Source organism: Blautia sp. HA9023 (assembly GCF_056504095.1).
Genome location: NZ_JBWLUR010000009.1, coordinates 336,979 through 362,521, shown reverse-complemented (window position 1 = coordinate 362,521; position 25,543 = coordinate 336,979). Strand labels below are relative to the sequence as shown.

The following is a 25,543-nucleotide window of genomic DNA, read 5'->3' as shown; positions in this document are numbered from 1 at the left end:
TTTCTCCCGCCAGAAAATATCCTGACGGGAAACTTTTTATAACTCCTGTTCGTGTTTCTTCTTTGCTGATTTCTGCACAGTCGGCTGCTGTGGTGCGTTTTGCTGTGCTTTTTCCTGCTTTAAGCGTTCCAGAATAGATGGCTTATGGATTCTGTCTGCTGTTTCCGGAAGTTCTTTTTCTTCTACAGCATCCCTGCTATCTGTGCTACTTCCTTCTCTGCCAATATCCTCATCTGCCATAATCGTCTCATTGCCCTTTTCATCCATGTTCAGCAGAGCATTTAACTCGGATAACCGTTCCATCTTTTCATTCAGTTCTTCTTCTTTCGGGAATGGTTTCTTTACCTCTTCCTGTGCCGTAGCAAGCTGCTGTTGTACAGTTTCCAATTTCTGCTCACTTTCCGTCAGCTTCCTGTCGATAGAAGAAAGGGTGTTATGGATACGCTGCATATTTCCTACCGGGTCTTTTCCAATCTCCAGCTTATAAGAGCATTTTCCTTTGATCGTCAATTCAAACGCATTGGAGAACATATTGTAGGAAGCAGATAACGTAAACCCATGATATTCCCCGATCTTTCCACCGGTGCTGACGGTTTTTAACCCTGCACAGGCAGCGATCAACGCTTCGCCTGCTTCTTTCTTATCTTCATAAAGGACATTCCCTACCGTCATGGCAAACGTGTCATTATCCTGTAAATCCACGCTTTTTACTACCTGGGAATCTATCTGCATCCCGGCAATCCGCTCTTTCAATGCACTGATCTGTACCGGGAAATTCTTTGCAATATCGGATTCCAAACGGTAAATCTGACTGGTGTGGTTTGCCTTTAGAAGTTTCAGCTTACTCACCTGCACATCCAGATCCATTTTTTCCTTAATGTACGGATTGCCTGTGGCAAGTGCCTTGATTTCCGCATAGGATAGTTCCTCATAGCCGCCATTCTCTTTGATATATACCTTTCTTGGTGCATATTTCACCGCATTGTCCTCCAATCTGAATTTTTGAAATGTAAAAATCCAGATGGAGTGGCGGGGAACGGCAATGCACATCAGAAGCAGCCCTGCGGCGTATTCCGATAAAAAACGACAAAAGAAAAACCGCAAAGGCTCTGTGACCTCTACGGTTATAGGAAATACTAATTCCGTTGTATGGAGATTGTACTTCTACCTTCATGGTGAGAAGTACCGCTGCACTGGCAGAGATTTTTTTAACTGGCTTCCTGCCATTCCCTGATATGCTATGTATAGATAAACTTTGCTTTATATAAGCAGATGGACAACCGCCCGAAAAAAGGAACATAAAAACCCTCCAAATTTAAAAGCAAATTCAGAGGGTAATTTAGGGTATAACAAAATAACCCACCCGAATATCGTTTTTTTTATTTGGTGAGTTTGTTCTTTCAAATACTAAACAAAAAGAGCCGATGATTTGTGAATTGTTCCACAATTTCATCGGCTCTGCGTCTTAAGCGTCTGGCTCTTTGATGACAGTTATCTTCAAGTTGTCAACTTTAATCAATCTTTCTTGTCTGCATTTTGGACAATAAAGAGGATAATTCTTCAAAACAGTGTCCTTCCTAATTTTATTACGGGTTTTGCTCCCACAAACAGGACACAATATCCATTCGCATTTCATCATAATTAGTTTCTAATCCTTTCAAATCTCATTTTATACGACTTTCGCAAGCTGTTAAGCTAACTTGTGGAACATATGCCGAACCTTATCTATACGGCTATTCGGGCGGCGAGGTTGGCAAATAAGTTTACCAATAGCTGACTGGTATCCTTTTAACTCTGTCAAGCAGACTCCCTGCCCATTTGTGAAATAAGTTAAATCGTTCCTGTATTCTTGAATACATCTGGCAGGGATTTCTCCTTTCAGAATGACCTCGTTATTCTTTAACTGAGTACTTACAATATCTGCACAATACCTTGGGGCATCATGATACGCCCGTGAGAGATATTCCTGCGGTGCATAAATTTCAAAGTGGAGATATGGCTCCAATAGTTCTGTCCCTGCTTTTTTTAAAGCCTGCTCCAATACGATAGGGGAAAGCAGCCGAAAGTCTGCGGGGGTACTTACAGGACTATAATACAATCCATATTCAAAACAGATTTTACAGTCTGTCACTTTCCATCCATACAGCCCCTGCTCGCAGCCATAGAGAACCCCCTCCATAACCGCATTTTGGAACGATTGGTTTAAATATCCAAGTGAAACTCTGCTTTCATACTGCACTCCGCTTCCAATAGGGAGCGGCTCTATGGACAACCCGATAGAAGCCCAGAAAGGATTTGGCGGGACTTCTATGTGGATGGTATATTCTGCTTTTCTAAGCGGTCTTTCCATATATATAACAGTAGGCTCTTTTATTTCTGCCTCCACATGATATTTTTCCTCAAGGATGGCACAAATGACTTCCATCTGCACATTCCCCAAAAAAGAAAGTATAATCTCATGCGTTGTAGTATCCACATAATATTTTAAAAGAGGGTCTGTATCAGCAATCTCTGCGAGGGCATTTAACAGGGCTTCCCTTTGCTCCGGCTTTTGCGGCTCTACCGTTGTCCGAAGTAATGGCATGGGATTATCAATCCGTGTTTTGTGAGGCAGGAGTTTTTCATTTCCCAGGATATCGTTCAGTTTCAAAGTATCATCAGCTAAAATAACAATTTCTCCCGGACAGGCATGGTCAGCCGGGACGATTTCACCATTTGTCGGAACACACATCTCTGTGATTTTTATTTTCTCTTTTTCAGATATTCTAATAACATCCCTCAAATGCAATGTTCCGCTATATATACGCACATAAACAAAACGCCGCCTTTTCTCTGAATATTCAATCTTAAAAACCTGCCCGCATAGTTCAGATTGACCTTCAGGCGTTGATGAATAAAATTTACTGGCAATTACTTCTATAAGCTGCCGAACCCCCAGATTGTTTTTAGCGCTTCCGTGATAAACGGGAAATAACGTTCCGTTTTGGAATCTCCTGTTTTCTTCCTGTTCCAGTTCTGACATTTTAAACGGTTTCCCTGACATATATTTCTCTAATAGTTCATCGTTTCCCATAATTACCGCATCCCACTGTTCCATATCGTCATTGTCCGTTACATTTATATGGGGATGCTGCCCAACCTTTTGCTTCACTATAATTTCCGAAGAAAGCTTTGCTTTCATTTCCCGATATACCATTGGCAAATCAATCCCCTCTTGGTCAATTTTATTGATGAAAAAGATTGTCGGAATCTTCATTGTCTGTAGTGCATGAAACAGTATACGGGTCTGTGCCTGTATGCCATCCTTTGCAGAAACTAATAATACTGCTCCGTCTAAAACGGATAAAGAACGGTATACTTCCGCCAAAAAATCCATATGACCTGGCGTATCTATAATGTTGACTTTTACATCCTCCCACTGAAAAGATGTCACTGCTGTCTGGATAGTGATTCCCCTTTGACGCTCCAAATTCATTGTATCTGTTCTTGTTGTGCCTTTATCTACACTCCCTAGTTCTGTAATCGCACCACTGGTATACAATAAACTCTCCGTTAAAGTTGTCTTTCCTGCGTCAACGTGAGCCAGAATTCCTAAGTTAATTATTTTCATGTGATTTTCCTCCTATCAACACCCAAAAAGGGCATAAAAATACCCAGTGATAAATACTCCTATCACTGGGTAAATAAATCCAATAGCCCCAAAACACTTATATGTTTTCGGGCATATAAAATTACATGATAAAAGTATTCTTAAACTGGGTACAAAAAACTAAGCCCCATATTAAAAGTTAAACAGGACTGCTACTTTTTGTTCCCACTATCAAATTGACAGTTTATTTAAGAATACCTTGCCGCATATTTATTAACTCCTTGTATAAAACTGAATCTAATTATATTCCTTAACCCTTTATTTGTCAAGCTGACAAACTAAAGCAGAAAAAGCGGCGGATTTCACCCTGCCACTAATCATCTGTTTATGCAAAAATAATTTCTTTCTCCACAATCTCCCTCGCACAAGCCCCTATATTATTAAGCCGCCTAACCCATTCTAAAGCGTTTTCTTCCTTTAGGCGTTCTGTTATGCCCTGCGCCTGTTTCATGCCTTCTATGAGCCGCTCAAAGCGTTCCTGCGCCTGCCTGTCGATGTCGGCAAGGTAGGTGTTGAGCCTGCCACTTGTAAGAAGATTGGTGTATGTAACTTTGCGGTACTGCTTCAGATAGTCTAAATGCTGCTGTCCCCATATGCCTATTGGCTGTTCTTCTTCGGCGGGTACAGTTAAGCATGGGATTAAATAATCGCCTTGCCTTTCGTATCTGCCGCCCATTTCCTCAAATAATGATGTTGCCATTGTCTGTTACCTCCACATTCTTTTTTATTTTGAATGTCCGCAAAATCCGTCCTACATCAGACGGCTTCCACGGACAGTCAAGGTGATGGAGGGCAATGAGCCTGTCCTGTACGTTGGTACCAGCACCGAGTTTTGGAGTGGAACCCATAAGGATTCTCACCTGTCCGGCCCGCACCTTTGCAAACAGCTCCGCTTTCTTTGCCTCCGTGTTGTATTCATGGATAAAAGCAATCTCTTCTTTCGGGATTCCTCTGGCAGCCAGTTTGTTTCGGACATCATCATATACATTGAATGTCCCGTCTCCTTTTGGTGTAGATAAATCACAGAAGATCAGCTGGGTTGTCCGGTCTGCTTTTCCTTCCTCCCATACCTGAAAAGCATTTTCCACACAGGTATTGACCTTGCTTTTTTCTGCATCCGGAAGAAGCTCATTCAATAATCTCTGGTCAAGGGCACATTTTCTTCCGTCATTGGTAATCTTGAGCATGTTATCCTCTGTCGGATTCACAAGACCGCCTCTTACACTTTCGGCACGTTCTGAAAAAGCACTGACCATTTCCTGCTGTTCTTCACTTGGCTTCAAGACCTCATTGATAAACTCTGCTTCCGGTACAGGAAGATTCAGCATATCCGAAGTCTGAATATCCGCAGCTTCCTTAAAAATGGATATCAGCTCCGGAAGATTGAAAAAACGGGCAAATCGTGTTTTCGCACGATAGCCCGTTCCTTCCGGTGATAATTCGATTGCGGTTACTGTCTCCCCGAACGTTGCCGCCCAGGAATCAAAGTGTCCCATACCCATACGCATGAGTGTGTCATACTGGAGATAACGCATGATAGTGTAAAGCTCCGTCATACTGTTCGATACGGGAGTACCTGTAGCAAAGGTGATCCCTCTGCCGCCGGTCAGTTCATCCATGTACCGACATTTCATAAACATATCCGAACTTTTCTGTGCATCCGTCTGTGAGATACCCGCCACATTCCGCATTTTTGTATACAAAAAAAGGTTCTTAAAACTATGACTTTCATCCACAAACAGCCGGTCTACGCCCAACTGCTCAAAAGTTACTACATCATCCTTTCTGGTCTGGTCATTGAGTTTCTTCATCCTCGCCTGCAGACTCTTCTTTGTTTTTTCCAACTGCTTGATGGTATAATTCTGTCCTGCCTGATGTGCCGCTTCTTCAATGGAAAACGTAATATCTGCGATCTGATCTTCCAGCATGGCAATCTGCCGTTCCCTTGAAAGGGGGATTTTCTCAAACTGTGTATGTCCAATGATCACGGCATCATAATCTCCTGTCGCAATACGGGAACAGAAACGTTTTCGGTTTGCCGGCTCAAAGTCCTTCTTTGTTGCCACCAGGATATTTGCTCCCGGATAGAGACGTAGGAAATCACTGCCCCACTGCTCGGTCAGATGGTTTGGCACAACATAAAGATTCTTCTGTGAGAGTCCCAGCCGTTTTGATTCCATACCGGCTGCGATCATCTGGAACGTCTTCCCTGCTCCTACGCAATGAGCCAGAAGGGTGTTATTTCCATACAGCACATGAGCCACTGCGTTTTTCTGGTGCGGCATCAGGGTGATCTCCGGATTCATGCCGACAAACTGAATATGGCTTCCATCATATTCCCGTGGACGGATGCTGTTAAATCGTTCATTATAAATCTTACAGAGATCTTCCCGTCGGTGCAGGTCTTTAAATATCCACTCTTTAAATTCCTCTTTGATCAGCTCCTGCTTCTGCTGTGCCAGCATTGTTTCCTTCCGGTTTAATTCCCGGTGTTCCCCCTCGGCATCCTGTACCGTGTCATAAATCTTGGTATCTCTAAGGTTTAAGGCATCTTCCAAAAGACGGTAGGCATTGGCTCTCTGTGTTCCATAAGTGGAAGTGACAAGGGCATTTCCGTAGCTGTCCACATTCTTTCCCATAACATTCCATTGTCCGGTCACTTCGGCATACTGGACTTTAACCTTGCTCCCTATATAATATCTTGGTGTATGGAATGTCTCTGCCATGAACTGTGTGATATAGTTCTCTGAAATCCAGGTTGCTCCAAGTCTTGCCTCAATCTCTGACGCATCCAGGTCTTTTGGCTGTACCTGCTCTAAATACTGCACGTTGACCATATATTCTGGATGATTCCCAGCAAATTGTTTGGCGATCTGCAGTTTTTCCCTCACATTTCCAGAAAGATATTCGTCCGATGGCTCCCATTTTTCACTAATCGGGTTCTTAAAGATTACCCCTGCCAGTTCTTCGGTAAGCTCCTCTTCTGTTTTCCCGGAAAGCTGTGCCATATAGGAAAGGTCAACGCCTGCCCTCTCACCAATAGAAACCGCAAGTGCTTCACTGGCAGTATCTACAGAAGTTACCGTTTCTGCCCTGCGGATTGTCCTTTTGGTAAAAATATCCGCTTTCCGTTTCAGTTCTCCCTTATCATCCAGAAATTCCAGAGAAGTCAAAAGACAATAACTACTGTCCTGACTAAATGCCCTCTTATTGGCATTGCTGCTGATAAGACCATATTTTGCTGTAAAGGTATCGTATTCTTCATTGAGTTTTTCCTGCAGCTTTGTGATCTGCTCATCGCTTCCCTCTTCCATCTGACACCGGATCAGTTCATTCGTAACATCACGGATCTTCACCATCCCTTTGACACGTTCCGCTGTCATTGCCGGAAGCTCCATGCGGTTCATCACAGAATTTTCCCGGTAATAGACTTCCTCATTCACTACGGTAAAACTGAAATTCTTTACATCCGGGTCTGCCGGGATAGAGACAACATCCTCTTCTAACTCTGTATCCGAAAGTTCCAGTTCCGTAATCGTGCCATGGATATTCCTAATAGCTTCTTTTAACTGTTCTTCTAAGGTAATGCCTTCTTTTGGTTTTACGGTCACTTCCTGCTTTCCGTACTGGGTACTTTCTGTAGTAAACTCACCAAGCACCATTTCCGGATGCTCTGCAAAATAAGCATTGACCGAATAGCCTTCCGGTATTTCCTTTAAATTTAACCATTCCGGTTCCTCAATGGATGCCCTGTCCCTTTTCTGGAAAAACAAAATATCAGAAACAACACTGGTATTGGCATTTCTCTGGAACGCATTATTCGGTAATCGGATGGCTCCAAGCAGTTCTGCCCGGTTTGCGATATACTGTCTCACTGCCGGATTCTGCTTATCCATCGTTCCACTGGAAGTTACCACAGCCACTACGCCACCGGGACGCACCAGATCAAGGGATTTTGCAATAAAATAATCATGGATCATAAAATGATGCCGGTCATATCTGCGGTCACTGACCTGATACGCCCCAAATGGAACATTGCCTATCACACAGTCGAAAAAGCTGTCCGGATAACTGGTTTCCTCAAATCCCTGTACGGCAATCTTATTTTTCTGGTAAAGCTGTTTTGCAATCCTGCCTGAAACCGGGTCAAGTTCCACACCGTACATATTGGTTTTGCCCATACTCTCCGGGATCAGTCCCATAAAGTTACCGACACCACAGGACGGTTCCAGAATATTTCCCTGTTTCAGTCCCATATTTTCCAGTGCTTCATACATACTTCGGATTACTATCGGGGACGTATAAAAAGCATTTAAGGTCGATGCCCTTGCTGCATTGTATTCTTCCAGTGATAAGGTATTCTTTAACTCCAGATACTCATCTGCCCAGCTGCTGTTATTTTCCTCAAATGCCTGTGGGATGCCACCCCATCCAACATATCGGGATAAGATTTCCTGTTCTTCGGGTGTTGCCAGACGTTCTTCTTTCTCCAAAGTCTGTAACAAATGGATGGCTTCCATATTTGCCTTATACTTTGCCTTCGGACCGCCTGCACCAAGGTCATTATCCTGGATACGGAAGTTGTGTGGTTCTAACACAGCTTTTTCCTGTTCCTGACTTTCCGGAATATCTTCTTCGGCAGTAACCTCTTCCTCTTCTATTTCCTCCACATCTGACATATCTACTACGGTCGGTTCTGCCACTGCCTTCGTATCCAAGAAATCAAACATGGTCATCTGGTGTCCGGATGGTTCCGCAAAAGACGGTTCTGCTTCCGGTGTCGGGAAAATCGTATAGGTTCCTTCTGCATACTGGTGAAGTTCTGAAAGAAGTTCTGTTTTCTGCTGGTAATTTGTCCCATACGCTTCAAAATCCAATGGAAGAGCTGCAAATGCTGCATCCATCTTCTGTAACAGTTCTTCTGTCTGCTCTGGATTCTCTAATACTGCCACCATTTCTTTTCCTGGTTTTTCCCAGAAGAAATCATCCGTAAATGGTCTGTCTATCTCTTCCGGAAGACGGTCATAAAAGCGGAGTACCTTATTCGCCATCTGCTCCCGTTCATATTCCGGCATACGAGCATAATCTTCCGCCTGCAGGAACTGGTCATTCTTTATCAGATAATCTACTCTGTTTGCAACTTTATTCCAGGATAATAAAATTGACGTATATGGATTCCCATAAGCACCTCTTGCAAGAAACAATCCTTTTCCATCATAGTTTGCGTGTGAATCATCGGCACCAGACAGTGCATGACTGCTTCCACCGATCCCATACTGTTCCTTGATAAAACCTGTCCTCGATCTTTCATCTTCATGCAGCAGATAAAAGGAATACGTCCTAAGCCTGCCCTGCGAATACGCTCCACCTCCTGCAAGATAAGCATCAATCTCATCCTGTGTAATGAACATCGGATGTTCTTTCCAGGCAAAGCCATCCCTAGCCTGATAAGGAATCACCTCATCCGCAAACTTCTGAAACTGCTTTGAGATATTTATAGGATTATAATGATGGAAACGCATAATAAAATGATTTTCTTCATAGGCTTCTGCCAATGCATCCAGTCTTTCATTCAGTTCCGAAAGCCACTGGGGATCCTCCAGCTTTTCTTCCAGATAATCCGTGATCTCCGGATAGATACTGCGAAGATGTGGTAAATCCTCCTCATCGAAAACAATCTCCGCTACTCCTTCTGCCATATCCCCTTTCATATAGGCAAGAGCCTGGGCGTGTTCTTTTACTGCATTACTTCTTGCCGCATCCAATACAGACTGCGGTGCATATTCACCCTGGTCTAAAAGCTGATGGATACGTCCGCTGACATCTTCCCATGATAAAAATGCCTTATCTAAAATCTGGTCTGTGACCGTATGCCCCACTGCGATCTGCATCCCGATTTCATCAAACCAGACCGAATATTCATTTCCATCAATCTGAAAACCTTTTCCCCCTTTGCGGTATTCACGCTTCACAAACTCCGTATATTCCTCCGGTGTCTGTTCACTCATGAAATTATAGATGATCCGGAGCTGGCTTGCTTTCCGGTTTCCTCCTGTCCGTAAGATCTCATCGACAACTTCCTCTGGAATCGGGATTTCTCCGGCATAAAGGGCAGCTGCTCTTTCCTCGATCTGCCGCCTTTGTTCATCTGCGGTGGGATATTCGGGCAAAGATAAAGCAGAGGCGATCTCTTCCTCTGCTTTACTCAATCCATCTTCTCTTGTATCTTCGACTAACTGTATACCAATTCCGTCAAGATGCTCTCTTCCGCTGTTGCCATCAGTACGTTCATGTGTGCTGTCCATGCCATCGGATCTGCTTCCTTGTCCGGTGCCGGATTCTTCTCCAGCAGTTTCTCCATCTGGCTGTCCATTCTCTCCTGTGCTGCTTTCTCGATCTGTTCCAGATGGCTGTTCAGCTTCCCGGTCAGGAACAGGCTCTGATAAAGGCTGTTCTTGTGTTCTTTCAGAAATGTCCTCCGCAGCATCCCGTATTTCCCGATCGTTACTTCTTCCTCTTCGACGGTCAGATTCGGAAACAGGTAATCTCCCTTGCGATGATATGTCAGTTCCATAATCGGTTCCTCCTTCATTTTCAATATTTTCTTCTTTTTTCGTTTCTGCATCCTGGTTTTTAATTTCGCGCATTAACGTGGTAAAGTTATTATAATTCCTTTCATTGGAATTTTCAACCTCTTTTCTCGCTTCTTCCAGAGAAATTTTATGTACGGTCTTTCCAATATCAATCAGAATACTCTCACTGAGCTGGCTTGCCGCATTTCCAAGGAAGGTGAGAACTGACAGATGGTTATAATCTGTAATATGCATGAAGTCCTCTTCTTCCAGAAGTTCCATCGGGTCAAGCCCGCATCGCCTGGAAAGCAGATAGTAAACACTGTCTGTTGCCAGCTGACGGAAATCACTGCGAATCGTCACCTCATCCAGATCTTCCAGATAAGTACCTTCTACAGCATATTCCAATCCATCCAGGTATTCCTCCAGATTGTCATTGACCATTTCCCTTGCGACCGCCATCAATGCGTCCTGCAAAGTTGCCGCATCCTTTTCTTCCAGAGCATAGACCTCTGCCAGATGGGTGAGGATCTCTTCTCTCTGGTGTTCCTGCATCTGCCACAGATACGGGCTTCTGCCCCCGGCTACCATATGGGTATCCGAAATATCAAACACATAACGAAGTTTGGTATTCTGCCAGGTTTCATCAAACAGGGCAATTCCTCTTGCACCACGATTTACCCAGCGTAACATCTTTTCATTCCATAGTTCCAGTGATGCACAGGCTGTTGCGTCTGGACGCTGTGCATGGATCAGAAGCTGGTCTGAAAAAGAATAACGATATAACCTTGATGCTGTGTCCATATAATCCATCCAATCCCCTGGCGAACTACTCACCAATACGGCATGTTCCTGCACCAAGTTTCGGATGTCCTGTAGTTTAGACATTTAACTTCCCTCCTGTCAATAAAAAAACAGCCCACTCTTTTTAGAATTGGCTGCATAAAATGTACTTTACTTTTCGGAGAGAAAATGCTATATTCTAATTGAAAAGAGTAACCGCCCACAAGGTGGATGCTCCTGGATTAGGTTTTAATTTATTTTGCTCTCAAAGAGAGCTGCCTATCCTGTTGGCAGACAGGGTAGGCTATTTTTTTCGCTTGTTGTCCCTATTATCCAAATAGGCAAGCAAAGCAATCAGAAACGTACCGCCTAAGAACAATAAGCTCAAGACTTCGTATGTATCCATTCGCTCCACCTCCCTTCTTCTGTATCCCTTAACGGAATCTGAAAATCCAGGAGGTTTTTACCAACCCTGTACACGGTTGCTCCAGTAATATTCTAACAGGTAACTCTCCGCAAAGCAATTCCTTTTTACTTCATACGGTTTTATATTCTGTTTTTCTCTTATCCTCTGGCCAATGCAGTTTCCATTCCAGATATTCCTCTTCTGTAATTCTTCCATCGCCCAGTTTCTGCTTTTTCCCCATCCATTCCTGCAGATAAGACATTGTTTTTTTATCCCTCATTGTGATTCCAACTATTTCACTTTCTGAATCATTTAGCAGGAACAGATGAAAAAGCCCTCTATTTTCTTCATCCATCCAGAATAAAGTTTCCATTAATTCGTCCATTGTCGCAATTCCAGGACTTAAAAAATTTCGGACATCAACTTCCAATATTTCTGCTATCCGGATAAGCGTTTCCTGCTTCGGTGTACGCTGTCCGCTTTCATATTGGGCGATTCTCACATCTGCACTATTTTCTCCATACCCTAACCTGCGCCCCAGTTCTTTTTGAGTTATATTGCGAAACATACGGATTTTTCTTATTCTTGCTCCTAATTTCAATTTCTTCTCCTTTTCAAAATGGGGCTGTGCAGTAACCACAGCCCCAGAACACTATTTATATTATCATTTGCGTTTTCTCTTAACTGTCACTACAGTTCCCAGACATCCTGCTGATACTGCAAGCGCCAGCACAAAAATAGCAATATTTGTATTATCTCCTGTTTTTGGTGAATTGGATACAGAAGTCGCATCAGAACCATGGGAAACAGGAGTGCTGACTCCCTGGTTTTCTGATGTTTCCGGAGTGTCTTTTTCCGGAGCTTTCTTATTTGTCAGATCCAGAGTATATTCAATCACAGGAGTACGGTCATTGACATATTCAAACTGAATCTTATGCTCGGTTTCATCAAGCTGATAGCCATCCAGTGTTTTTGTTTCTTTCAGGATATATGTGATTGCTTTTTTATACTGCCCATTCTTAAAAGTCGCAATCGGATAATTCTTTGATTCTGCATGGCCGGCACTGTCTGTTACCAGAGTTTCCAGAACTTTACCTTTACTGTCACAAAGGGCAAATTCTACACCTTTCATTGGCTTCTTGGTGTCTTTATCTGTTTTATTTAAGATTACCTTGCCCATTGCCTGTTCATCTTCCATTTTGGCTCCCTGAACATCTCCGGTGTCCTTAACCTCAAATGTCACTTTATTTGCCACAATATAGCCTTTCGGTGCTGTTTCCTCCAATAATGTATAAGTACCGATTGGAAGTTTCTCTACATAATGGGGCTGATCACCAGATGTCCAGCTTTCCATAACTTCCTGGTTTTCATTAAGAATATACAGTTTAGCACCTTTGACCTCGCTGCTTCCATCTGTCATATCAACTTTACTGATCAGAATTTTTGTTGTATCGTCCTGCATTTCTACTTTCTGTATATCTGCAGTATTTTCTACTACAAACGTAATGGATTCTGCAGTTGCATAGCCATCAGCAGGAATTGTCTCTGTTAATGTATATTTCTTTCCAACTTCCAGTTCCTTAATGATGTGTGGTGTGCTTCCGGATGTCCACTCATCCACAACGTTTCCCTCTGAATCGGATACTTTCAGTTTTGCACCTGGTAATTCTTCCCCGGTTGTAATATCTGATTTTGTGATTTCAAAAGTAGTTGGCTCATCTTCATAAGTGAACTCAAAGGATACTTCTGCAACCTCTTCTCCCGCATAAGCAAAATCAAATTCCTTGATTTCTTCTGTTGTCACAAATCCAGCAGGAGCCTGCACTTCTTTTACATAGTAGCTGCCATTGATTGGAAGATCTGCCGTAAATACAATCCTTCCATCCTGATCCGTAGCTTTCTGCTCGATCATGGTATCTGCTTTCAGGATTACTTCGCCTTCTGCATTTAAAATATCATTCTTTGTATAAAGTGCAAATACTCCGCCTTCCAGAACACGGTCTGTATTTTTTTCTTTCTTAACTACAGTTACTTTTGCTTTCTGGCGGTTATTCTGCCAGTCCTCATCATAAGTCACAACCGGAGTATTCTGATCACGATAAGTCAGATCAACCTCTCTGATTTCTCCATCCAGAACATATCCATCCGCCGTCTCTTTTTCCTTTACATAATATTTGCCTAAAGGAAGATCTTCTGATCTTGCATATCCAAGAGCATCTGTCGTAATTGTTGCTACCAGTTCGTCCTTTTTATAATAATCACTGCTTTCCCCATCTGCAGCCTTGATATCCTCCGCTGCATAAATTTCAAAAGTAACATCTTTCAAAGAACCTGTAACATAGCCAAATGCTGCGTCCATGCCGCCTGCCAGCATATCTTTCCAGGTAACTTCTTTGACAAATTCACCTTTTTTATTGATGATGATTCGTCCAACCGGAACAGCATCCTTCATTTCTACTTTTTGAACATCTGCAGTATCAGAAACTGTAAATTTCACTTCCTCCGCCTGCAGATAACCATATGGTGCAAACTCTTCCCGAAGTGTGTAGGTTTTTCCCACATGGAGTCTTTTTATTACATGAGCTTTTCCTTTTACAGAAGTCCATTTTTCTACTTCTTTTCCGTCTGAATCCAAAACCGTCAGTGTTGCTCCGTCAAGTTCCACACCTGTTGTAATATCTGATTTCGTAAATTCAGTTGTTGTCGGCTCATTCTTAAAAACGGTTTCCAGTTTTACTGTTTTTACTTCCTGTCCCTGATATTTCGCAGTCACCTCAATCTGCTCATCTGAAGATACAAAACCATCTGGTGCTGCCAGTTCTTTTATATAATAAGTTCCAAATGGCAGATCCTGCTCAAAAACAGTTTTTCCATCTTCACCTGTTACCGCTTTTGTAAGCAGTTCGTCTGCTTTTACCAGTACCTTATCCCCTGCTTTTATATCCTCTTTTGCGTAAAGACCAAACTCTGCTCCAGAAAGCCCTTTCTCATTTTCAGCATCTTTTTTCACAACTGACACTTCTACTTTCTGGCGGTCATTTATAAACTCTGCACTCTGTGAGATCACTGGTGTATCCTGGTCTGCATAGACGAAAGAAATCTTCTGTTCTTCTTCATTTAATACAAATCCCTCCGGTGCAGTCTTTTCTACAACTTTGTATTCTCCTAGAGGCAGATTATCAAGCTCTGCTTTTCCGGATTCATCCGTTGTCAGTTCTGCAACTTTTTCACCCTTTGCATATTTCAGGATTCTTTTTCCTGTGTCATCTTTCTGGAAATCAGCTGTATAAATATCCTCTGCAGCATACACTTCATATACTGCACCGGAAAGATTCTGAACTTCATACTTAAAATCATTCTTATAGGTCGAAAGAACCTCTCCTTTTTTCTGTACAGTGAGTTTTCCTTTCACCGGATGATTCTCATATACAACTTCAATGATTGCATCACCTGATATCGGATCAGTCTGATACAGGGTATTGGTGTCCACCTGTATTTCGACATAATTTTTGTTAATGGTATAACCGTCCGGTGCTGTTACCTCTTCGATTCTATAATGACCGATTTTTAAATTCTGCGGCAGGATCAGATATCCATCTGTATCTGTGAAATAAGAGATATGTGTAACGGTTGTCGGATATGTAGTTACCTGCTCTACATATTTTTCATGATCCATATCATAAATTTTAAACTCTGTTCCCGGAATTAGAACAGATTTTTTAGTCTCATCATCCTGTTTGATAATTTTCAGTTTTGCAGAAAATTCTTTATCCAAAAGAACTCTCCATGTCTGCGGCTCTGTTGGTTTATTCTCTGTAATCCGGATAATAAAATCATCTACAGGTTTGTAATTATGGGGTGTTGTAGTTTCTCTCACCAGATATGTTCCATATGGAATTGCAATGGATTTTACATAGCCTTTTTCATTTGTAAAAATTTCCGTTGCTCCATTTTCACCGATCACAACCGGCTCTGCAGAGGAAAAATCATAATTTTCATCCTCTTTTACCACCAAAGAAGATACCAGATATGCACTAAATCCAGCTCCGGATAGTAATGCAGCATCTGTGTCTCCATTATTGGCAGCTTTAATAAGTTCAAACGGCTGTTTCTTCACCGTTTCCAGTGAGGTACACTCTTTTTCTACAACCGCTGTCAGATCACCTTCATCACTGCATACAAGATCATATTCATGCTCGTCTGCCAGATATCCTACGGATGGGGTAATTTCCTTGATGTAATACTCTCCAAGATAAAGATTCTCTATCCTTGCTTTTCCTTCTTTATCGGTAGTTAGCGTACAAATCTGGCTTCCGGCTTTATAAATAACGCCTGTCTTTCCATCCGGATGGGTAATGTCGTTTCTTGCATAAAGTCCATACACCGCATTTTCCAGGGAAGCATCTCCCTGTGCCTTATTTTCTTTTGTCTCGGCATCTTTTTTATTCAAAGAGATTGCAGCACTGACCCTGTCATTCACAAAAGTATGACTGAAAGAAATTTTTGCCTGTTCATCATTGGTATAACTGAACTGGAAAGAATAAGTATCTTTCTCATTTCTGACATAACCAGCCGGAGCCTGGACTTCTTTTACATAATAAGAAAATCCCACTGGAAGATCTGCTTTAAATGCTGCTTTTCCATCAGTACCAGTAATTGCAGTCTCAATCAGAGCATCTTTTTTTACTGCTACTTTTCCATCCACAGTTTTCATATCCTGCGCTGCAAACAGAGCAAAATGCCCTCCGGATAGTGTATTTTCAGTATCTTTGTCTTTCTTTATCACCTGCACCACTGCTTTCTGACGGTCATTTGTAAAGGTAGTCTCTGAGAAAGCCGCTTCTGCAGTTTGCCCTGCATAAGAAATGGTTACTTTTTTTGTTTCTTTTGCATTATAAAAATTTTCCGGGGCCTGTGCTTCTGTTACATTATAGCTTCCAAGCGGAAGATTCTTTACCGTTACAGAACCGTTCTCACCTGTGATCAGATTTTTCGCTACTTCTGCGCCTTTTTTGTAAACTGTTTTTCCACCTGCTGTTACAATATCCTCGGCAGCATATACGTTATAAACGGCTCCTTTCTGACGGCGTTTCTCATACTGGAATAAAGTTCCATTTTCATCAGATACAGCTCCTACGAAAACCTCACCCTCTTTATAAACGGTCAGATTTCCTTTCTGCTCTTTGTCCGTTACAGTCTGTTTGGTCGTACTGCCAACTACTAATTTCACTCCATAAGAGGAAGCCTGGACAACATAACCTTCTGGTGCTGTAATTTCCTTTAAGTAAACTGTATCCTGTGTCTTAGTAAGAGTTACACGTGAAGAACCATTGCTGTCTGTTGGCGGCATTTTAGCAATCAGCTTTGTGCAGGCGTTATCACTATATACCCCATACACGGCTCCAGCTAGATTTTTTCCAGTATCTCCATCTTTCTTTGTAATTTCAATAACTGCTTCTTCCGGCCAGTCAACTGTAATCTGCAGGTCAGAGGAATCTGTATAGTAGCCAAAACCAATGTCCTGTGAACTCTCCAATTTTAAGAGCATTGCATGGAAATCCAAAGGGAAATTAGATGTAATCGCATACTTTCCTTTCAGGCTACCCATATTGGCTGTTGTAGCTACAAGATGGAATTTCTCTCCACCCTTTACAGTGACATTTCCAGATGCCGTTTTTCCTGTGGTTTCATTAACAAGGCTTACTCCGTTCTCCAGATGAATGGTAATGGTAAATGCTTCATTTGCCTTCCAGGTAAAACTTTCTGTTTCCTTTCCCGTTGCATTAACGGAAAGTCCTGGAAGAAGTTTCATTGCTGTCGGATCAGGCATTTTAGCAAGAGCTGCTTTAATCTCTTTCAGCATATTTTTAGCGGTTGTAGAAAGCGCACCTCCAAATCCGGATTCGCCATCATATAAATAGTCAACCAGGTAATGCTGCATGGCTCTTGTCTCAGAACTGCATCCATATTTTTCCATAATGGATTTTACATTATATCCATTGAATGTATGTCCCCATCCTGGACCGCCATATCCATAGAATAAGGCTTTTCTCAAATATTTATCATCTCCGCCTTCATCCAGTTCAACCATATTTTTATATGTTGTCCCACTTGGAGGTGACTGCATGGAGTGCTGCATACAATACGCATTTACTGTATAAGTCTTTCCGTCTGCTTTGTAACGAACATATTTGTAGCTGTCATTTCCACCCTGTCCCATAACTGTATCAAACGGATGAAGCTGGCCATCTGAATAATAGTAATATTTATTTGCTTCAATATTTGTTGCATCATCCCATGGAGTATCGGTTGCAAGTAACATGATACCGTTTTCTGCCTGATCCATGGAAACACTTAGGTCAATGTCATCTGCTGGCATTTCAAAACTGAATTTATCCGATTCTTCGTGATAAGTCACCTCTGAATACAATAAATCTTCTGTATTCTCTGTCTGGTTTGCCTGTACTTTTGTTGTTCCTACTGCAATTAAGCTGCCTTGCGGCATATCTCCGGAAAATACAACGGTTTCTCCTGGCTGATACTGTCCATCTTCATGGTTCAGCTCAATATGAAATTCCTCTCCACGAACAATATTTACCTGATAATTTCCATCTGCATCTTCTGTTTTCTCTGTTCCATCTGTAAAAGAGTCGTCTGTCGCCTCTGGCATTTCTTCCGGATCTGTATCTGTAATTTCTTCAAATGTGCTGTCTGTATCCGGATTATCATCTATGGCAGGTTCTTCTGTTGAAACTTCCTCAGACGGGTTTTCCGGGATTGGTGTATCTATTGGCTCTTCCTCAACCGGAATTTCTGTCGGAGTTACTTCTTCATAGATTTCATCCTCTGACGGAATTTCTACATTTACCTCATCCTGCACAGGTTCTTCACTCTCTGCAGTGCCTATGGCTGGTTCCTCGCCTTCTGCTTCATTCTCATCTTCCTGGTTGCTTACAGATTCCTGATTCTCAGATTCAGCAACCTGCACCACCGCTTCCTTTACAATCAGCTTACGATTGATCTGATAAATTGGGTGGCCACTTACTGGCTCTACATAATAAACAGCTTTGTATGTATCTTCGTAATCTGTTGTAAAGTCCTGCTTTTCCTCATTTTTTGCCTCATGGAAAGTGATCTTCACCTTTTTTTCATCTGGTATTTCCAGTCCGGTAAAATCTTTCTCCACTTCAAAAATACTGCCTGTTTCCAGTTCCAGATCTTTTGCTTTTACCACCTCATCTGCATCAAGTTCATTTTTTACCTTTTCGTATAACGGTGGCTCTTCTGGCACTACATCTGCCGCATAGGACAGTATTGGAGATAGAATTGTAGATAACACTGTAAGCATTGCCAAGAATCCCGACAAAAATCTTCTCATATTTTTTTTATTCTTCATTCTTTTTTCCTTTCTTCCGTTCCGGGAAAATCAACTGAAACTTTGGATTTCCGGTTTCTGAAACCTCCATCTTTATAGTTGCTTCATACTTCCTTTTTGTTTTCTCTGATACCAGATCTTTGAAATGCACCTGCTTCTCACTCAGCAGCTTCCTGACAGTTGCTTCATCAAGTATTTTTCCCTGACTCTCAAAAAATCGGTTATTTTTCCATAAAGTAAAACTGCAATCACTTCCTGAACAATAATAATTTCTCTTTCCCACATAAACCTTATTGCCACATCTTGGGCATTTTCCAATTTCTTTCCGACCATCTGAAAATAGTTTCTGGTATTCTTCCACTGGCTGTCCATTATCACTTACCAATTTGGTAACCATTTTTTCAATTTCGAAGAGAAATTCTTCTACATTTTTCTGGCCTCTGGAAATCAGTGTCAGATCATTTTCCCATTCTGCTGTAAGTTTTGGTGATTTGATCATTTCCGGAAGAATCCTGATCAGATTTCTTCCATCTGCTGTAGGTAATATCTGCTTCTTTTTACGCTCAATAAAGCCTTTCTCAATCAGTTTTTCAATAATCGCTGCCCTGGTAGCCGGAGTTCCAAGCCCTTTTCTCTCTGCGTCTTCTATCGTATCCGAACTTCCAGCGTGTTCCATGGCACTAAGGAGCGTATCCTCCGTATAATGTTTCGGCGGTGCTGCAAAATGTTCACTAAATTTTACAACAACACATTCAAATACCTGTCCTATTTTTATATCTGGAAAATCACTTTCCTCCTCTTCTGGCTTTTCTGCATTTTTCCCATATGATTTAAAGAACCGTTCTTCCACTTCTTTCCATCCATATTGGAGAACATTCTTTCCAGATGCAGTAAACAGTTCTCCATGACAGGAAATTTCAGTCTTAATACTCTCATATATGTATTCCTGTTCCGATGCACATAATAACTTTGATGCAATCAGCATAAGAATTTCTTTTTCTCCACCCGGAAGTGCTTTTAAATCCGTGTTTGCAATTTCTACCGTTGGTATAATTGCATGATGATCTGATACCTTTTTGCTGTTTAAAAGTCTTTTTATCTCTGGTTCCGAACCCTTCATTGATATTTCTGGAAATACTCTATTTACCGCATCAATAACCAAAAACGCATTTTCTTCCATATCATCTGTAAGATATTGGCTATCCGTCCTTGGATACGTCACCAGTTTCTTCTCATAAAGGCTTTGGGTATAGTCCAAGGTTTGCTGTGCCGTAAATCCAAGAAGACGATTTGCTTCCCTCTGTAATGTGGTCAGATCATATAATTTCGGCGGCTGTACCTTTTTCTTCTCTTTCTTTACTGAAAGAATCTGTGCAGTTTCATCCTTCATATCCTCCATCATCTGAACGGCAGCACTTTTCTCTTTTATCCGGTTACTTACAGCATCCAATCCATCCATCAGAAGATGAACCAGATAATACTTCTCTTTCTGGAAGTTCTCGATGCTCTTTTCCCGTTCCACCAGCATTGCAAGTGTAGGTGTCTGCACCCGACCTACAATCAACCGATGGTGATACAGCACCGTAAACAGTCTGGTGGCATTAATTCCCACCAGCCAGTCTGCTTCACTTCTCGCCACCGCAGAATAATAAAGATTATCATATTCATGTCCATCTTTCATCTGCTGAAATCCTTCCAGAATTGCTTTTTCCTCCATGGAAGAAATCCACAGTCTTTTAAAGGGAAGTTTACATTCTGCCTGGTTATATACCAGACGGAAAATCAACTCCCCTTCTCTTCCTGCATCTGTTGCACATATAATTTCTGTGACATCTGCTCTGTGAAGCAGTTCCTTTAAAACCCGAAACTGCCCTTTGGTACTTTCTTTAATCTGATATTTCCAATTCTCCGGGATCATGGGAAGTGTTTCATATTTCCATGCTTTCCAGTCATACCGGTACTGATCTGCACTGGCCAGTTCAATCAAATGCCCAATACACCAGGAAACCAGATACTCTTTTCCTTCCAGATAGCCATCTTTTACGTTTGTGGCATGAAGCACCTTCGCAATGTTTCTGGCTACGCTGGGTTTTTCCGCAATTACAAGCTGCAATTTTCTATCTCCTTTCTGCACCTGTCGCTGTAATTAAGTGAAACAAAGTTATTCCTCTGATTCTTCGTCTTCTACTTCACCTTCCATTTCATATTCTTCTAATTCTTCATCATCCTCACGAATTGTATCTTCTTCCTCCTCATCGTCGTCCTCGTCCTCTTCATAATCAAAAGAAGTATTTCTTCCTTTCATAAATTTCCAATAATAGTAAGCACCACAAACTCCTGCCAGAACCAGCAGCATTAATAAAATCGTGCCGGAATTATTGCTTTTCTTCTCAGGTTCTTCCTTTTCTTCCGGTATGATCGTAACTTCTGGTTCCGGTGTCTCTGTGATCTTCTCTGTTTCAAGTGGCAGTGCGGATTCTGCAATAGCCTGGTTCTGTGGAAGTGTGACCATGTTGGTATCCGTAAAGTTCAAAAGATCATTTTCGCCTACCTCTGTAAGAAGATAAACATTTTCATCCGTTTTATCCTTATCTACAATCAGATAAAAAACCTTATCACTTTTTGTCTTGATCGTATAAAATTCCTTTCCCCCTTTGTCCTGAACTGTTCCTGTTGTCATGCCGGAAGCAGAACTTTCTCCCTGCACCCGTCCGGTATCTGCTTCTGTATCCGTTTCATTTCCTGTGTTTTCTGGTTCTGTTGGTGCAGTAGCAGTCTCGTTCGTTGTCTGATGTTCCGTTACGGTTGCCGTAGCACTGGTGGGCTTACTTGCAGTTCCATCGGCTGGCAAAGAAGCTGCATTCTGCTCCGTTCCGGAAACCTCTGTATTCTCTTTTACTGCATCTGGATTTTCATAATAAGGGTTTCCTACTTTATAGATCTCTGACATATTTCCTGCTTTGTCTTTTGCCTGCAGGGTAAAGTATTCATAGGAAGTATCCGCTTTTTGCAAACGGACATTTAATGTATTATTCGTCAGTTCTGTGAATTCATTTCCATTGACATACAAAGCAGCAATTCCCGATTCCGCATCAACTCCCTGCACGATCAGTATCCCATTCTTCGCAGCCGCAATAATAGTTGGTTTGGTTTTATCAAAACACTCTATGTAACGATTCTGCTCATAAGTATTTCCATTCTGATCAGTAACTCTCACATAAACACTACAATTAGAAGAGATGGATACTTCCATATTTCCGGTTATGTCTGACCATCCTCCATTTTCTGAAAGTCTTGCTTCTACTTTTGCAATAGAAAAAGTTCCTGTATTCTTTGTATCTTCCACTTGAATTTTTACGGTTGCCGTATCTGTCTGCCAGCCTTCGGGTTCTGTAAAGGTAATCCCTACTTCCGGTGTTTCCGTCACATCATTTCCTGCATCTTCCTGTGCCTGTTCCACCGGATCTGCAAGAATTTCAGCTTCTGATCCATCTGAAAAATCAACATCTTCCGGGCTGCTTTCTTCTGATGATTCCACTTCTACATTATCTGCCCATACAATCAGACTTCCGGGCGAACTATAAAAGAAAGCTCCTGCCGGAAGTCCTGCTAACGTAGCTGCGGTTAAAAATACAGCTGCTCTTTTATGAAATTTCTTCATTTTCTGTCTGCTCCTTTTCTCTGGTTTCCAATATCTTTTTTTGTTCCTCCTTGCTGATATCAATCATCAACTGAAGTTCCTCTGCGGAAACTCCATTGCTTCGGATAATTTTCAGATACTCCATATCCTCTGCCTGTTTCTTCTGTTCTTCCAAATCCCTTGCTTTTTTCTGTAGCTTTTCAATCTTAACGTAGGTTCTTGCAAGTTCTTCTTTTATTCGTTCAATGTTCAAATACGCCCCTCCTTATGGCCTGCCAAAAGCATAAAAATGAGACTGCCAGTATGCAGAATTAATGGACGTATACTGAATTGGATTTCCACAATGGATCATCTGTCCATCTCCGGCATAAATTCCTACGTGGGTAACCGGCTCTCCCGCATCATACGTCCCAGTGAAAAAGATAATATCTCCTGGCCTTGCTTCTTCTGGTGATACAAGCATACAAATGTCATAAATTCCCTGTGCAGTAAGTCTTCCCATATTGCAGACCCCCGAATTGGTAAACACATAGCTTACAAAACCAGAACAGTCAAAAGAAGTCTCCGGGCTGGAACCGCCCCATACATACGGCATACCAAGATATTTGTCTGCTTCCGCAAATAATCTCCGCACAGTCTCATCATCATAACTGCCGCCTCCACCATACAGCCCGCTATCTCCGGTACTGATATAAAAAACAGGATTATAATATTCCCCATCTTTGACCAGTTCCAAATATAACTGGCTTCCGGTTGCACTTCCTGTACTTCCCGTTGTACCAATTACAGTATCTGTTGTTACTTCCTGACCATTTGCTACCGAAATGCTCTGCAGATAAGCGTATTTAATCTGCACACCTTTTTTATCCTGCGTAACTACATAATTTCCAAAAGTTCCGCTATATCCTACATCTACAACAAAACCATTCATCGCTGACTTCACTTCTGTTCCCTGTCGTACATTAACCGTCACACCTCTGTGAAGTTGTGTCTGCCCGGTTCCATTGTTTACAGAATACCCATAATAGGTACTGATATAGGCATACCAGTTTAACTCAACCGGAGTTTTATATGTCTGCAAATTTCCTCTGTTGGAATAGACCTCTTCATAAATTTCCTGCTCATCCTCTTCCATTCTGGACAGAATAACACTTCTAAGCGGTTTTGCCTGAACAGAAACATTCAGTACATCTGCAGTTACTGTACGGGTAACTTCCACAGAGTTCTGATTGCCCTCTGCCAGAAAACATTCCCAGGTCTGATGACCATGTGCCTCAGCTACTGCGTGATTATCATAATAAACATCAAACTGGACACCATATTGGGCAAAGTTTCCAGTATCTTCTACGGTGTACTCAATCCCATTCATCACTACTTTCGTCCCTATTGGAAGAAATGGGTTTGCAGCATCAACCGCAAGCGTATGATTAGCCTGTGGCATTGCCCCTGAAGCAGTTGGTCCTCCACTCCACACGCCACAGCAGATAGGACAGTTACAGTATCCACTGGTCACAACATTTCCCAATGACTGCCCTACCTGTATTGTAGATGTTTCCTGCCGGGTTTCACTTTTTTCCTCTACGGTGATTCCGTACTGTAAAGAAAAAATTGTTTCCAGTTCTCCTTTTATCTCATCAAACTTAAAATCCCCATACCTGGCAGTCAGATAACTGATCAATGTATGGGGATCATGGCCGATTTCACCAATGTTATATCTGTATTCATCTTTTCCTGGATACCGGGCTTCCATCTGGTTTATTTTCTGTTGAAGACTGGCTTCCAACTGCGTATAATACAACTCTGCTTTTTCAATTTCGTCCGGATCCGCAATGTAACTGGAAGCGATTACCGTAGAAATTCCATTAGAAAACATAGCCGAACAGGAAGCAAATCCTGTCATTACGGAAAGAAGCAAAATCAATAACAACCCCATTGAGATCAGAGTAGTTACATTTCTTACAAATACTTCCTGTGCCTTTCTTGCAATTTTAGTAGCAAGATTTACTGACCGGATTGAGGTGTCTTTTGTTTCTTTTGCAATCTTCCCAGCCCGGTATGCCATCTGATACTCTCGCTTAATCCTCTGCTTCTGTATTAATTTTCTAATCAGCTTTTTCTGCATCTCTGGATGTTCTTCCAGATATTTCTGATATTGATACCTGGATGCACTCTTCCAGGCTCTTTGCTCTAAACGGTTTTCTTTATGTATCTGACTGCGGTTCTTCCGGATATTTCTACTGCTATGTTCCTGTAATATCCACTCACCTGAACGCACCAGCTTATGTGCTGCATCTACAGCACTGTTTTCCTCTTCGTCTTCGCCTGCTTTCTGATATACTGCATTTTTTAATGCTTTCTTTGGAACAGAAGACAAGGTTTTCTTTTTACCATCCGTTTTCCCTGTTTTTTTGTCGAAATATAAATGGTACTTTACCTTTGCTTTCTGTTCCTCATTTGTTTTCTTGGTATAAACAGAATCTTTCGGAATTTTGTTCTGCCTCTCAGCTTCCTGTTTTCTTGCAGCCTTATCCACTTCCTGATAAGTTTTTATTGTTTTTCGGCTATATTTCTGCGTTCTTTTTTTTCGATTTGTAGAAACATCATTCTTCTCTGCCTGAAAATGTCCTCCATCTGTTTCAGACGAAGTTTTCTTTTCTTTCTTCAGACTTCCATCTGTCTCCATTTTTCCAAACTGCAGTCTCTGCTGTTTCTTTTTCTGTCGCTGATACTGGCTCCTGTGTTTTTCTTTGCGCTCACGTATTTCTACCGCTGAATCCACAGATACACCTGCAGGCTTGTCCCGGTATCTGTACCGTCCCTGTGTTTTTCGTTTTCCCGGAGGACTGTTTGCAGCCTCTTCTTTTTTCGCAGGATTTCCCTCCTGAACTTTTTCAGAAAATTGTTTCTTTTCAGCTTTTTTATGAGAGTTTTTCTTCTTTTCAGAAGTAATAAATGCCTGTTCTACATCCTTCTGTTTATAAGACAACTCCTGATTGCTGTTTGTAACTTTTCTAGTCTCCTTTGTTGCAAGATTTTCCTCAACCAGACCATTTCTGGTCATACGGCTGACTTTCTTCTCTTTCGCCGTATATTTTTGTTTTCCCAATGTACCTCACCT

12 protein-coding genes are annotated in these 25,543 nt (G+C 41.8%); all 12 read right to left on the bottom strand.

Annotated features, from left to right (window positions below; translation table 11 throughout):
* Nucleotides 1-36: 36 nt before the first annotated feature.
* The 12 genes from AC04Q6_RS15455 to AC04Q6_RS15400 all read right to left on the bottom strand — a co-directional run bounded on the left by AC04Q6_RS15455 (nucleotide 37) and on the right by AC04Q6_RS15400 (nucleotide 25,531).
* Nucleotides 37-978: a helicase gene (locus tag AC04Q6_RS15455; RefSeq protein ID WP_242997067.1), complete on the bottom strand. Its 942-nt coding sequence runs from the start codon at nucleotides 976-978 to the stop codon at nucleotides 37-39.
* A 487-nt stretch (nucleotides 979-1,465) separates the two neighbouring features.
* The gene (locus AC04Q6_RS15450) at nucleotides 1,466-1,636 is read right to left on the bottom strand and encodes a cysteine-rich KTR domain-containing protein (protein WP_226896997.1); all 171 of its coding nucleotides are present in this window, start codon (nucleotides 1,634-1,636) and stop codon (nucleotides 1,466-1,468) included.
* A gap of 54 nt (nucleotides 1,637-1,690) precedes the next feature.
* Nucleotides 1,691-3,610, bottom strand: coding sequence for a tetracycline resistance ribosomal protection protein Tet(O) (gene tet(O), locus AC04Q6_RS15445; protein ID WP_118071409.1), 1,920 nt, complete (start codon nucleotides 3,608-3,610; stop codon nucleotides 1,691-1,693).
* Nucleotides 3,611-3,974: 364 nt separating this feature from the next.
* Nucleotides 3,975-4,349, bottom strand: a complete 375-nt coding sequence (locus AC04Q6_RS15440) for a TnpV protein (RefSeq protein ID WP_118071410.1) — start codon at nucleotides 4,347-4,349, stop codon at nucleotides 3,975-3,977.
* Nucleotides 4,330-11,109, bottom strand: coding sequence for a DEAD/DEAH box helicase family protein (locus tag AC04Q6_RS15435; RefSeq protein ID WP_476389764.1), 6,780 nt, complete (start codon nucleotides 11,107-11,109; stop codon nucleotides 4,330-4,332). Before AC04Q6_RS15435 ends, AC04Q6_RS15440 begins: the two co-directional genes overlap by 20 nt.
* Nucleotides 11,110-11,308: 199 nt before the next feature.
* Entirely contained in the window at nucleotides 11,309-11,410 is a 102-nt protein-coding gene (locus tag AC04Q6_RS15430; RefSeq protein WP_015524590.1) for a putative holin-like toxin, read from the bottom strand.
* Nucleotides 11,411-11,540: 130 nt separating this feature from the next.
* Nucleotides 11,541-12,011, bottom strand: a complete 471-nt coding sequence (locus tag AC04Q6_RS15425; protein ID WP_117592951.1) for a helix-turn-helix domain-containing protein — start codon at nucleotides 12,009-12,011, stop codon at nucleotides 11,541-11,543.
* Nucleotides 12,012-12,074: 63 nt separating this feature from the next.
* Nucleotides 12,075-18,806 (bottom strand): SpaA isopeptide-forming pilin-related protein, encoded by a 6,732-nt coding sequence (locus AC04Q6_RS15420; RefSeq protein ID WP_119248194.1) that lies wholly within the window; start codon nucleotides 18,804-18,806, stop codon nucleotides 12,075-12,077.
* Nucleotides 18,796-20,898, bottom strand: coding sequence for a DNA topoisomerase 3 (locus AC04Q6_RS15415; protein WP_118071414.1), 2,103 nt, complete (start codon nucleotides 20,896-20,898; stop codon nucleotides 18,796-18,798). The genes AC04Q6_RS15420 and AC04Q6_RS15415 overlap by 11 nt, the downstream gene beginning before the upstream one ends.
* A gap of 48 nt (nucleotides 20,899-20,946) precedes the next feature.
* Nucleotides 20,947-22,446: a CD1107 family mobile element protein gene (locus tag AC04Q6_RS15410; RefSeq protein ID WP_118071415.1), complete on the bottom strand. Its 1,500-nt coding sequence runs from the start codon at nucleotides 22,444-22,446 to the stop codon at nucleotides 20,947-20,949.
* Nucleotides 22,430-22,678: a DUF4315 family protein gene (locus AC04Q6_RS15405; protein WP_021652602.1), complete on the bottom strand. Its 249-nt coding sequence runs from the start codon at nucleotides 22,676-22,678 to the stop codon at nucleotides 22,430-22,432. The genes AC04Q6_RS15410 and AC04Q6_RS15405 overlap by 17 nt, the downstream gene beginning before the upstream one ends.
* Nucleotides 22,679-22,690: 12 nt before the next feature.
* A complete protein-coding gene (locus AC04Q6_RS15400) occupies nucleotides 22,691-25,531 on the bottom strand; it encodes a CD1108 family mobile element protein (protein ID WP_118071416.1) in 2,841 nt (946 codons plus the stop codon).
* Between the last annotated feature and the right edge of the window lie 12 nt (nucleotides 25,532-25,543).